We start from the raw sequence: 12,189 nt of genomic DNA on the forward strand, positions 1-12,189 counted from the left end.
ATTCCGAATAATCAAGCTTACAAACGCATCGGCATAACGACATACAACGCAGAGTCATCTTCATTGTCTTCAACGAGGCCGCTCGCATCTGGATTGCTCAACGTTAACTTTACCTGTGAGCCTTGTACGGTATTCAAAACGTCAATCAAGTAGCTCACGTTGAATCCAATCTCTAGGCTGTCACCTTGATAATCGACCTCGATAACTTCCTCAGCAGATTCTTGTTCTGGGTTGTTCGCCGTTAAACACATTTCACCGGAACTCAAATTAACCCGTACACCACGATATTTTTCGTTCGATAAAATCGACGCACGCATACAGGCTTGTTTAAGAATATCGCGATCAGCAACGACAACTTTGTCGCCACCCTGTGGCAATACTCGACGATAATCGGGGAAGCGACCATCGACCAATTTACTGGTAAAGCAAATACCGCGAGTTTCGACACGGATATGATTGTTACCGATAGCAACCTTCACTTCACTGTCGTCATCTTCAAGCAATCGCAGCAATTCCATCACACCTTTGCGTGGGACAATCACTTGGCGACCGGTCAGATTCGGTTGCGCAATTTCGCAGCTGCTCATCGCTAGGCGATGACCATCGGTAGCGACCGTCCGCAGAATATTGGTATCCGTCTCAAACAACATACCGTTCAAGTAGTAGCGAACGTCTTGATTTGCCATCGAAAAATGGGTGCGGTCCATTAAGTCTTTGAGAATCGACTGACTGGTAACGAGTTGAATATCACTATCCCAATCGTCAATGTTCGGGAAATCTTCAGCCGGCAGTGTTGCCAATGTGAACTTGCTTCGACTCGACTTAATCGTTGCTTTGTCAGCCGAGGCGCTAAATTCAACCATGGCACCATCAGGCAGGCTTCGAACAATGTCCACCAGCTTCTTAGCGGGAACCGTGACTTCACCTTCGTCGCCGGTAGCAATATCACAGGTCGACACCAACTCAACTTCTAAGTCGGTTCCTGTTAATCGCGCGTGTCCATCGCGTACCTGAATCAGTACATTCGATAGAATCGGAATAGTATGACGGCGCTCTACGGCTCCGCTTACAACTTGAAGTGGCTTTAAAAAAGCATCACGGCTGATGGTAAATTTCATCCCCACATTCCCCTGTTGGTCGATTCGTTGCTCTCTTTGGAGTCGTTCTAATCTTATTGAATGCTATTCAGCTCATTCAGTCAGCTTATGCTGATAGCGTCCGAATTAAATTCCGATAGTCTTCTTTTATATCATGTTGCGCGTCTTTCAACTCTTGTATTTTTCGACACGCATGTAAAACCGTCGTATGGTCGCGACCGCCAAACGCATCACCAATTTCCGGCAAGCTATGGTTCGTCAATTCTTTTGACAGTGCCATGGCCAACTGACGCGGCCGCGCGACAGAACGACTGCGGCGTTTCGACAGTAAGTCCGCCATTTTAATATTGTAATATTCAGCAACTGTTTTCTGAATGTTCTCTATGGTGACTAACTTTTCTTGCGCCGCAATCAAATCTCGCAACGCCTCACGCACAAAGTCGATCGTGATTTGACGACCGGTCAAGTTGACGTTAGCGGCTAAGCGGTTTAGTGCGCCTTCCAATTCACGAACATTCGAGCGCAAACGCTTCGCAATAAAAAATGCGACTTCATGAGGTAACGTGATGCCGCGTTCCTGCGCTTTACGAATCAAAATCGCTACCCGTGTTTCTAACTCAGGCGGCTCAATCGCAATGGTCAAACCCCAGCCAAATCGCGACCGTAACCGATCTTCTACCCCTTCAATTTCTTTTGGGTATAAGTCGCTGGTCATAATAATTTGCTGGTTACCTTCGAGTAACGCATTGAAAGTATGGAAGAATTCCTCTTGAGAACCCTTTTTATTCGCAAAAAAGTGGATGTCATCTATCAATAACGCATCAACAGACCGATAGTACCGTTTGAATTCGTTAATGGAGTTGTTTTTGATCGCATTTACCATGTCTTGCACAAATCGTTCAGCACGCATGTAAAAAACCTTAGCGTCCTTTTTGTGCGTCATGATGGCATTGCCAACTGCATGCAATAAGTGAGTTTTACCTAAACCGGTACCACCGTACACAAATAGCGGGTTGTAAACTCCACCTGGATTCTCAGCAACCTGCAATGCGGCAGCGCGCGCGAGTTGATTCGACTTACCTTCAACGAAGTTATCAAAGGTATATTCAGGATGAATATTGCACTCGAATGCCGGAGCCGGCGAATCCTCTTGATCCCATGGTTGGCGACGTGAGGGGATAGGCGATGAACCCACCGTCGATGAACGCCGAATAGGAGTTGGCTTCGCATTGTTATTGCTGTTGCCTTCAACGCCACCCACTGAGAACGCTACATTGGGTGTACGTCCGCCTTTGTCTTTGACGAGGTCACTCAAGTAATCGTTGATCAAATTGAGATACTTATCTTTCACCCAATCAACAACGTACATATTAGGAGCAAATAGCGTAAGCGTGTCATCCTTGAGGTCCGCCTGCAAAGGACGGATCCAGGTATTGAAATGCTGTGTCGACAATTCGCCTTGCAGCCGATCGGCGCACTGTTGCCAAAGCGATTTATTCACACCTGTCTCCCTGCTTTAATCGTTATCATTATCTGCTTGGTGTTAGGTCTCTAAACGCCCACTGAAAGTGAGTAACAACAACGTCTAGATCCATTGTTTTAGTTCTCTCGATTCTACTGAAAATGGCACGCGATCGCTAGCGTTCGGGCAAAAATATGCGACAGTCTGCTGACTATTTATCCACACTACGAATCATTCTCAACCACAAAATGTGGATAGCTTTTTGCGTTGACTTTAGTCCCAACAACCGATAGAATTCGCGCTCTTAATTTTAGGCAACCCGATTACGGATTAACGTCATGAAAAGAACATTTCAACCAAGCGTATTAAAGCGCAAGCGCACTCACGGTTTCCGTGCTCGTATGGCAACTAAAAACGGCCGCCAAGTTTTGGCTCGTCGTCGTGCCAAGGGCCGTCACAGCCTGTCTGCTTAATAAAGCAGCTTGCATTGAAGCAGCTTGCATACGGACGGGAGTTACGACTGTTAACTCCCAGTCAGTTTCAGTACGTCTTCGAAAATCCCCCGGTGAAAGCCGTCACGGCCGAACTCACCATGCTTGCAAAACCCAATTCATATGGCCATCCTCGGCTAGGCGTCACTGTTTCTAAAAAACGTGCGAAACGAGCAGTTGATAGAAATCGACTGAAACGTAAGATTCGCGAGAATTTTCGACTGAAACAGCATAAAATACCTGCGTTCGACATCATCGTTATTGCGAAAAGCGGTATCACCGATATCGACAACGACATTCTGCAACAGCGTTTGGATTATTTATGGCGAACCTTAGCAAAGCGTTGCGCGCAATACCTATCGGCTGCATCCGACTCTACCAGCTCGTCATCAGTCCGCTGATTGGCCCGCGTTGTCGGTTTTCGCCAACCTGTTCGCAGTACGCCATAGAAGCTATCCAAAAGCATGGTATGATGCGAGGCTTCTGGCTTGCCAGTAAACGGATAGCAAAGTGCCACCCGGGTCATCCCGGCGGTTTCGACCCGGTTCCAGGTACCGAACCTGTATCGGACAAAAACAAGACGAAGTAAAACAGAGACGAAGGACTTATGAATTCGCCACGTTCCATTTTGTTTATTGCATTTTTGGTAGTGAGCTTTTTCCTCTACCAAAGCTGGTTAGTTGAAACGGCACCAGCCGGAATTCAGCAACCACAGCAAATCCAGCAGCAAACGTCTTCGGATACTCCTGCAGCAACATCATCAGATGCAGCAGTTCCAGAAGCGATGACCGATGATTCGGTTCCAGCGGCAAATGCCAGCACTGCAACTCCCGAAACTGCTGAAGTGAGCTCACGCCAAGTACGTGTTGTGACTGACGTTCTCGATGTGATGATTGACACCCGCGGTGGTGACATCGTCAGTGCCGAATTGACCCAATTTGCACGCACTCAAGATTCTGCGGCACGTTTTCAATTATTACATGCTAATCCCGCTGAGCTTTATGTCGCACAATCTGGGTTAGTAGGAACTAATGGTACCGATTCAGCTGACGGTCGCCCGGTGTTCTACGTGGAACAAGATCAATACGAATCGAATGGCGGTACGCTTGAAGTTCCAATGACCTACACTGCTGATAACGGGACCGTCTTTGAGAAAGTGTTCACCTTTACCCCAGGTTCTTATGCTGTCGACGTGTCATACCGTATCCAAAACAATACGGATGCACACCAGCAAATGCAGTTTTATGCTCAGCTGAAGCAAGTGATCATTGAAGGTTCAGGCAACATGATGATGCCAACCTATCGCGGTGGTGCTTACTCGTGGGACGAAGACCGTTATGAAAAATATGCTTTTGACGATATGCAAGATCAGCGCCTTAATCGTGCCACTGACACGGGCTGGGTTGCGATGTTGGAGCACTATTTTGTATCCGCTTGGGTGCCTCGCTCTGAAGGCACTAAGCAACTGTTCTCGCGGGTTATTGGCGGTAACCAAGCCATTATGGGCATGTTGTATCCAACCACTATGGTTGCGCCTGGTGCGACGGCTGAGATCACTTCAACACTCTTTATTGGTCCAAAAGACCAAGATGCGATGGCACTGGTGGCTGAAGACCTCGACCTAACGGTCGACTACGGTTTCTTGTGGTGGTTAGCGCAACCAATCTTCAAATTACTACAGTTGGTTCAAAGCTTAGTGATCAACTGGGGTCTAGCAATTATTGTTGTGACCGTCATCATAAAGGCGCTGTTATATCCGTTAACCAAAGCACAGTACGTGTCGATGGCGAAAATGCGGATGATCCAGCCGAAAATGACGGCTCTGCGTGAGCGTCATGGCGACGACCGTCAGAAGATGTCACAAGCCATGATGAAGCTCTACAAAGAGGAAAAAGTGAATCCTCTTGGGGGTTGTTTACCCATGTTGCTGCAATTACCTATTTTCTTAGCGCTTTACTGGGTACTGCTAGAAAGTGTGGAATTGCGTCATGCGCCACTATTCCTCTGGATTGAGGATTTATCGGCGAAAGACCCGTACTACATCCTGCCAATTCTGATGGGTGTATCGATGTTCTTCATGCAGCGCCTGCAACCAACGCCTGCAACGGATCCAATGCAGCAGAAATTGCTGCAATATATGCCGGTTATCTTTACTTTCTTCTTCCTGTGGTTCCCATCCGGTCTAGTATTGTACTGGTTGGCGAGCAACCTGATCACCATTGCGCAAATGCAGTGGATTTACTCAGGATTGGAAAAGAAAGGCATGATGGAACGCCGTAAGAAGTAAACTATGGACGACGCCTTTAGCAACAACGACACTATTGTTGCCCAAGCCACGCCTCCCGGGCGTGGTGGCGTCGGCATTGTTCGTGTTAGCGGTCCTGCGGCACGACAAGTGGCTGAACAGCTACTCGGACATTGTCCGCCAGCCCGCAAAGCCGAATACATTCCGTTTCGTAATTTAGATGGTGAGCTGCTTGATGAGGGCATCGCCCTCTTCTTCCAAGCTCCCAACTCGTTTACCGGTGAAGATGTCCTAGAACTGCAGGGCCACGGTGGGCCTGTGCTCATCGACATGATCATCAAAGCTATTCTTGATTTCCCCGATATTCGCCCTGCGCGCCCAGGTGAATTCAGTGAACGCGCCTTCCTGAACGACAAGCTTGATTTAACGCAAGCTGAAGCGATTGCTGACCTAATTGATACCACGTCAGAACAAGCCGCTAAAGCTGCCCTACAGAGCTTGCAGGGTGGCTTCTCGTACGAGATTGATCAGCTCGTGGATGCGGTGATTCATTTACGTATGTATGTTGAAGCGGCCATCGACTTTCCCGACGAAGAAGTCGACTTCCTGAGCGACGGCAAAGTAGCGAGTGATCTTGAAGCCATTATTGACCGCACCCATGAAGTGATGCGTCAAGCCAAGCAAGGTTCATTGTTGCGGGAAGGGATGAAAGTGGTCATTGCGGGTCGTCCCAATGCCGGTAAATCGAGTCTTTTGAATGCCTTGGCAGGCCGCGAGTCTGCGATTGTTACTGCTATTGCTGGCACCACGCGCGATGTCTTACGCGAACACATTCAAATTGACGGCATGCCGCTGCATATCATTGACACCGCAGGACTGAGGGAAAGTCCCGACGAGGTGGAACAAATTGGTATTCAGCGGGCGTGGGACGAAATACGTCAAGCGGATCGCGTGCTGTTTATGGTGGATGCCACCGAAACTGAAGCCATTCACCCAGCTGACATTTGGCCCGAGTTCTTTGAACAACTCCCGGACGACCTGCCCTACACCGTCATTCGCAATAAGGTCGATTTGAACGCGGAGCCTGTGGCACTCGAAGATATCAGTGGCATACCCGTATTACATTTGTCCGCCAAAACCGGCCACGGCATCGAACTACTACGCGAGCACCTCAAACATTGCGTCGGTTACCAAGCCACCAGTGAAGGCAGCTTTATGGCGCGCCGCCGCCATCTAGATGCACTCCAACGTGCCTTACAACACTTGTTGACCGGTCAAGAGCATCTAGAGCTTTCACTCGCCGGCGAACTGCTCGCTGAAGAGCTGCGGCTCACCCAGCAGCACCTCAACGAAATCACAGGCGAATTCACTTCCGACGACCTGCTCGGCAAAATCTTCGGCAGCTTCTGTATCGGAAAATAAGTTAGCGCACTGACCAGCTGGATTCGGCAGCGCTCAGCACGCCACGCTGTTCGGCCTCGCCGATTTCCACGATGACCTTGTGGTCCTTAATGACACTGAAGAAGTCGTTCACACGCACTTCATTCAGTGTCGCCAGTGGGCAGCTACCATGGCCATATATGCGCACGGATTCTTGGCCTGCGTAAACTTCACGGGTAGCGTACACCACCGGCAACACTTCTACTGGGCACTCCGCATTGAACTGCAGAGCACTCGATATTAAATCCACAAATTCTGACGGCTGTGCTTCGAGAGCATCCAGCGGCAACAGCTCGCCGTCGTCGTTTACTAAAAACGGTGCTAGGGCAGCTAGGTCATGTTCGACAATGCGCCAGCTCCAGTCGAATTCTTGCGGATGATCCTCACCACTTTCAATTTGCACAAAACTCGTGCTGAAGCGGTGTGCTTCCGCGCTTGCAGCAAACATAATACAGCAGGCAATCAACAGTAATTTCTTCATGGTTGGAGTTCCTCAGCAGCAGCCAGAAGCTGGCGATCGAAAGGTTCGCGGGCAACCGCGATATTAAGTTCTGCCCAATGCAATGCTTGCTCTGCATTGGGTTCAACATGGGTAAAGAAGTAAGCTAAATCAGAGGTATGCAAGGCGTCGGCACGTAACACACGCAACTCAATGCGCTCGGCCGTAACATCGCGCCAGCACGATTGAGAGCCTACTAAATTTTCTGCATGGGCAATGCGAACCAGCAGACTATCAACGGGGATGGCATTGATTTCAGGGCATTGGCCGACCATCTCGAGTACTTCAGCAGTACGATCAGTAGCAATCAGTACATCAATAATTTGTTTCTGCGCTACAACTGGCTGTTCAGCGTAGTTCGGGTAACCCAACCAACGCAAAGCATCACTATAAAGCCCTAATAATTGGGCCTGCTCTGCCAGAATTTGCCGACGCCAGCGCGTTAAGGCTGAAGTTGGATCTTGATTGCGTTCTTCTAAGCGCACGAGAGCTGGGTAGCTCATCGTCAAATCACCAGACCGCCCTTTCACTTCCAATAAACAGGTTGCCACCACATCCATCGGTGAGTATTGGCTGAGCGCTTGGCACGACCGTTCAGCAACATCCAGTTCATTTCGCGTTAAGGCAATTCGTGCTTGCATTAAATAGGCGTTCTCTTGCTCATAGCCAAGAGCTAAGACCGTCTCGATGGCATCAAGAGCTGCATCAAAACGATGTTCAAATTGAAGTAAGTCAGCTCGGGCTAGCCACCAACGGGCCTGCTCACGAGTCGATAATGTGGTGAGTTCCGGTTGAATGTCATGCCACAAAACTGTAGCACGGTCATGGAGCTCATGCTGTGATTCGTCCTTGCCTGCTATTACATATGCAGCGTAGCGTTCAGCACCAGAAAAGGGGGTTGCGGCAACGCCGCAACCCCAAGGGGCCAACACCAAAAGGACGAGGAGCCTTAAGGTGTTTTTAGTCATTGCCAGATACCTCTCCGGCAGCGACTAAATCGTCAAACTCAGCTGTATCCATGACGTCTTGATCGTATTCACGACCATTGACGCCTAACGGTGCAGACTGAGCATCTTGCGCATAGGCTTCGCGTACAGCGCTGCGAAACGATACTTGCAAGACTTCAACCGTAATACTAATGGTACCTTCGGCACTTAAGTCACCGTCCGAGACAGAGAAACTAAAACTGTCATCGCCGGTGTACTCAGCTGCTGGTGTATAAGTAAACGCACCAGTCGAACTGACCGTCACAGTACCGTTCATCGGTTCATCGCCAAGACTAAATGTCAAAGCATCACCATCGCGATCCGAGGCGGTTAACTGACCCATCACAGGAGTATCCGTGGTGGTCGTAACACTCTCAGAAACAGCACGCGGCGTGCTATTTGGCATTGGTTCGTCATCACTCGATCCACCGCAGGCACTCAGTACCAGAAGCGAACTCATGATCACGGCTATACGAGTTTTACTGATATTCATGGGTATCACTCCTTACTGTGGTGAGCCGGCTAATGGAGCTACCAAGTATGGGAACCCTGTATCAACAAAGCTCGAATCCAATGGTGCGCCATCAGTAAATGGGGCGAAACCTACATTTGCATCAGCAGGCGTACAGAAGCCTAAGTTAGTTGGTTGACCATTCACAGGAATGTCATGACACAACGCACCCATCACTACCCGCAATGCTATATCGACCACGTCATCACCAGGGCGACGACCATTCGGGAAGCCTGCCAAGTCATTACCCGCCACACCGAAGTTAGACTGCAAATCAGCTGGTGTTGCTGGAATGGCTGTATTCAAACGCAACATTTCTGATGGCGTAACTGTGGCTTGTTGGTTGACCCCAGCAAAACCGGTCAAGAATGCAGCGACCAAATCGGTACGTGGGTAATTGGTTGGTGCAATCGTTTCGAAGCTCGTATTCAAGGTTGCATTGACTGCATCTTTGAACAGCAAATCTAAAATGATTGGTAATGTTGGATTCGTCACATAAGTCGCAAACTGACCATCTTCTGACGGATGCGCTGATGAGAACCGATCTTTGTCATCAATACCAATCACCAGCTCGTTCACCAACGGTGAACCTAACCGTGATACTTGTACCAACGCACCACCGTTCACTTCCGGTTTGTCGAAGGTGGCATTTGGATTCAAGATGCGTGCTTGCGGTAAGCTCGCCGTCGTCCATGCACCAATAACGCCGTTACCATCACCTGTAAGACATGACTTCGGTACTTCTAAAGCAATGGTATTGACGTTTTTATCATTCAAGTCGTCATTTGTAGTCGACTGAGTAATACCACCTGGGAATCCAGCACCATCGCCAGCACCAGGAACGCTGTCGCCTTCAACCGGAACGTAATTCACTAAGTCGAATGTCTCGCCTAGGTTTACGGTGAATGGGTCTTTGCGTTGACCGACAAAAACACGACCGGGCGCACTACAATTTGGAATCGAGACGTCATAGACATACTGGTCTGCATAGGCCGCATAATCAGCAGTTGAACCGAAGGTCTTCTCACCAACATAAGCGTATGGTTTTACGAATTCACTTTCACCATTCGCGCCCATGACGTCACTGCTAGTACCCGAATCTTGCGGACCAGAGACGACGTCAATCGTGTAAGTTTCACTGAAGTTTAACGCGCCGTTACTGCCAGCTGCGATAGGACCTACATGTTTCAACGGTACACTGACTTCAACGCCATCAGGACCAACCGGAAGCTTAACGCCGCCTACTTGATTGTTGAAACGAAATTCAAAAGTCACATCCTCAACAGCGTCGCCATCTGAATCAATGTGTAACGCGTACACTGCGGCAGGATCCATCGCAAAATAGTTTGGACCGCCGTAGCTGTCTTGCAGAGGAATATAGTTCGCGATAATCGTGACATAGTCTTCACGACCCGGCTCATAACTATTGAAGATATAGAAGTCCGTCGAATCGACGGTTGGGAAACGCGCAACGTTTGGCGCTTCACGGTGACTCGATGCGAACGCTGTGGTCGCACTGGCTAAAGCTGCAAAAACAGCTGTCGCAATAACAGTTTTCTTGTTCATCTGAATGCCCTCTTAATCGTTTTCGGTTATTGGTCAAAACCCGACAATTTCAGGCGGGTCTGACCGAGTAACGATCAAGAAGGCATATTGGATGCAAAAATTTTACATTCTTATCAGATCAGTAGTATAGAGCACCGGTCCAGTAGGTACTGGTTCTGGTGAACCCCCAAGTGGCTCGCGGCTTACAGCCAATGCGGCTACTTGCGCTAAATCAATCCGTGTACCTAAATCTAAGATAGCATCGCCTTGTTGTGGCAATAAACCGAGTGAAATAGGTGGCGTACCATCAACCGGCAGCATCCACAATTGATAATCTTCATTCGGCAACCGCTCTATAGCGCCAACAGCTGCAACTTCGAGTCGTTGTTCTCGTTGTTCAATGAGCCATAACGTTCGCGCTTCACTGCTTTGAATCACTGCCACTCGCTCAATAGACGGCGCAATAATTGGATCAGCTGGAATCAACATAACCAGATTCACAATCAGCAATAAGCTCGCAAATGCGCCGAAGAACCATGGCCACTTCGATGTGGTTTCAGTTTTTGATTGAATCCATCCTAGACGCGATTGAATACGTTGCCACACGCGCTCACTAGGTTGTTGAATGGGAATCGTATTGGTGAGTTCATGCAGGTGCTCTTCCCAAAATGCAACTTCGTCACGAAGTTTCGGAATATCCATCATGAGTCGTTGAAAACGTCGACGCGCAAGACCGCGCATACTTCCTACTACAAAGCGTGCGGCTAGCTGGTGCTGTAACTCTGTTGATTGATAGTTCATCGTTGTAAGCACCTCTTCAGACTTTCCAGACCTCTACGGATCCAACTCTTGACTGAGCCGAGCGCTTCACGTAAGTGACCACTCACTTCTTGGTGGCTTAACCCATACACGAAGGCAAGTTGAATGGCTTGTCGGGTGGTCGGTTGCAGCTCGTCCATACACACCCGGAGTTGCTTACTGTCTGCCAGGGAATCTAGGGAGGAATCCAAGGTATCGGCAGCAGGTATCTCATCAAAGTCGTCAGTTGAAAGCTCTTGGTTAGCGCGATTACGTAATAGATCAATCGACCGATAACGCACCATGCTAATTAGCCAGCTCATAACTGAGCCTTTCGCTACGGTATAATCCCCCGCTCGGTGCCAGACCTTAATGAATGTGTCTTGGAGTGCCTCTTCCGCCCAATCGGTACGTCGCACAATCGTCAAACTGACGGAGTACAGCTTCGCCGAGGTGGCCTCGTAGACACGCCGAAACGCGGCGGTATCGCCGAGCGCGATTTGTTGTAAATCACGCTCGAGTGTTTGTGGTGTCGTCATAACAGGGGATCCTTGTTGCTGCGGTTATATAAATATTCGTATAACTCGCGCTTTTGGATGCAAACATTCACAATTATTCTTGCACTGGCGGTTTGCGGACAAACCAAGCAACTACCGCAGATGTGATGATTCCCATAACGAAGGCGCCAACAACTGCTTGCAAGAGATAACTGTCTAACGAAAAGTAAGCGACAGCATCTGCTTGGCTCATTTTGTCGTTTGCTACGGCATAATCAATGGCATTGGTAAAAAAGTGCGGTGTAATGAATGTATGGGTCAGGTACTGTCCCAGCGGCGTTAATAGTGTCACTACTACGGTGATTATCAGGCCAGACAGGAACCCTTGCTGCCACGTCATCATGCCGTTTAATTGGCTGCGTTTTTGTCGCAGTGCGACTACATAGATAGATATCGCGATGATGGCAAATAAGTTGGTCCAGATAGGATGTTGGTCGATGTGGGTGCTGTGCAGACCTGCTACGCGCTCAATCAGCATCCAAAGCAGCATGGCGACCATAAAGAGGACGCCCCATTTGATTTCTAAAGCATAATTTTTCATGACTCAATACTCGCTTC

The 12,189-nt window shown here is 48.9% G+C and carries 14 protein-coding genes; 5 read left to right on the plus strand and 9 right to left on the minus strand.

The genetic code is table 11. The annotated features are described in order from the left end of the window. Window positions 1–17: 17 nt before the first annotated feature. The gene (gene dnaN, locus ACN0S4_RS08960; RefSeq protein ID WP_169930835.1) at window positions 18–1,118 is read right to left on the minus strand and encodes a DNA polymerase III subunit beta; all 1,101 of its coding nucleotides are present in this window, start codon (window positions 1,116–1,118) and stop codon (window positions 18–20) included. A gap of 85 nt (window positions 1,119–1,203) precedes the next feature. Continuing rightward, window positions 1,204–2,598, minus strand: coding sequence for a chromosomal replication initiator protein DnaA (gene dnaA / locus ACN0S4_RS08965; protein WP_417657345.1), 1,395 nt, complete (start codon window positions 2,596–2,598; stop codon window positions 1,204–1,206). 299 nt (window positions 2,599–2,897) lie between these two features. Between dnaA and rpmH the strand changes: the two genes are divergently transcribed. Genes rpmH through mnmE form a run of 5 tightly spaced genes read left to right on the plus strand, consistent with a single transcriptional unit; the run spans window position 2,898 to window position 6,717 of the window. Beyond that, window positions 2,898–3,032 carry a 50S ribosomal protein L34 gene (rpmH, locus tag ACN0S4_RS08970; RefSeq protein WP_169930837.1) on the plus strand — a complete coding sequence of 45 codons (135 nt, stop codon included), beginning with the start codon at window positions 2,898–2,900 and terminating at the stop codon, window positions 3,030–3,032. A 14-nt stretch (window positions 3,033–3,046) separates the two neighbouring features. Continuing rightward, window positions 3,047–3,451 (plus strand): ribonuclease P protein component, encoded by a 405-nt coding sequence (gene rnpA / locus ACN0S4_RS08975; protein ID WP_417657346.1) that lies wholly within the window; start codon window positions 3,047–3,049, stop codon window positions 3,449–3,451. After that, complete coding sequence (gene yidD, locus ACN0S4_RS08980; protein WP_417657347.1) at window positions 3,373–3,639, plus strand: membrane protein insertion efficiency factor YidD; 267 nt, start codon at window positions 3,373–3,375, stop codon at window positions 3,637–3,639. The genes rnpA and yidD overlap by 79 nt, the downstream gene beginning before the upstream one ends. An 18-nt stretch (window positions 3,640–3,657) precedes the next feature. Beyond that, a complete protein-coding gene (yidC, locus tag ACN0S4_RS08985) occupies window positions 3,658–5,337 on the plus strand; it encodes a membrane protein insertase YidC (RefSeq protein ID WP_417657348.1) in 1,680 nt (559 codons plus the stop codon). A gap of 3 nt (window positions 5,338–5,340) precedes the next feature. Further along, entirely contained in the window at window positions 5,341–6,717 is a 1,377-nt protein-coding gene (mnmE, locus tag ACN0S4_RS08990; protein WP_417657349.1) for a tRNA uridine-5-carboxymethylaminomethyl(34) synthesis GTPase MnmE, read from the plus strand. A gap of 1 nt (window position 6,718) precedes the next feature. Here the strand turns inward: mnmE and ACN0S4_RS08995 are convergent, their stop codons facing one another. From ACN0S4_RS08995 to ACN0S4_RS09025, 7 genes are all read right to left on the minus strand, one after another. After that, window positions 6,719–7,216: a hypothetical protein gene (locus ACN0S4_RS08995; RefSeq protein WP_417657350.1), complete on the minus strand. Its 498-nt coding sequence runs from the start codon at window positions 7,214–7,216 to the stop codon at window positions 6,719–6,721. Continuing rightward, entirely contained in the window at window positions 7,213–8,202 is a 990-nt protein-coding gene (locus tag ACN0S4_RS09000) for a tetratricopeptide repeat protein (protein WP_417657351.1), read from the minus strand. The genes ACN0S4_RS08995 and ACN0S4_RS09000 overlap by 4 nt, the downstream gene beginning before the upstream one ends. Then, window positions 8,195–8,713, minus strand: coding sequence for an Ig-like domain-containing protein (locus ACN0S4_RS09005; protein WP_417657352.1), 519 nt, complete (start codon window positions 8,711–8,713; stop codon window positions 8,195–8,197). Before ACN0S4_RS09005 ends, ACN0S4_RS09000 begins: the two co-directional genes overlap by 8 nt. 12 nt (window positions 8,714–8,725) lie before the next feature. Continuing rightward, entirely contained in the window at window positions 8,726–10,297 is a 1,572-nt protein-coding gene (locus ACN0S4_RS09010) for a DUF4331 domain-containing protein (RefSeq protein ID WP_417657353.1), read from the minus strand. Between the two features lie 102 nt (window positions 10,298–10,399). Further along, window positions 10,400–11,077, minus strand: coding sequence for an anti-sigma factor domain-containing protein (locus ACN0S4_RS09015; RefSeq protein ID WP_417657354.1), 678 nt, complete (start codon window positions 11,075–11,077; stop codon window positions 10,400–10,402). Beyond that, complete coding sequence (locus tag ACN0S4_RS09020; RefSeq protein WP_417657355.1) at window positions 11,074–11,613, minus strand: sigma-70 family RNA polymerase sigma factor; 540 nt, start codon at window positions 11,611–11,613, stop codon at window positions 11,074–11,076. The genes ACN0S4_RS09015 and ACN0S4_RS09020 overlap by 4 nt, the downstream gene beginning before the upstream one ends. A gap of 73 nt (window positions 11,614–11,686) precedes the next feature. Then, the gene (locus ACN0S4_RS09025) at window positions 11,687–12,172 is read right to left on the minus strand and encodes a DUF4199 domain-containing protein (protein ID WP_417657356.1); all 486 of its coding nucleotides are present in this window, start codon (window positions 12,170–12,172) and stop codon (window positions 11,687–11,689) included. Window positions 12,173–12,189: the final 17 nt, after the last annotated feature.

The organism is Pseudidiomarina aestuarii (assembly GCF_048263735.1).
Taxonomy (GTDB): domain Bacteria; phylum Pseudomonadota; class Gammaproteobacteria; order Enterobacterales; family Alteromonadaceae; genus Pseudidiomarina; species Pseudidiomarina aestuarii_B.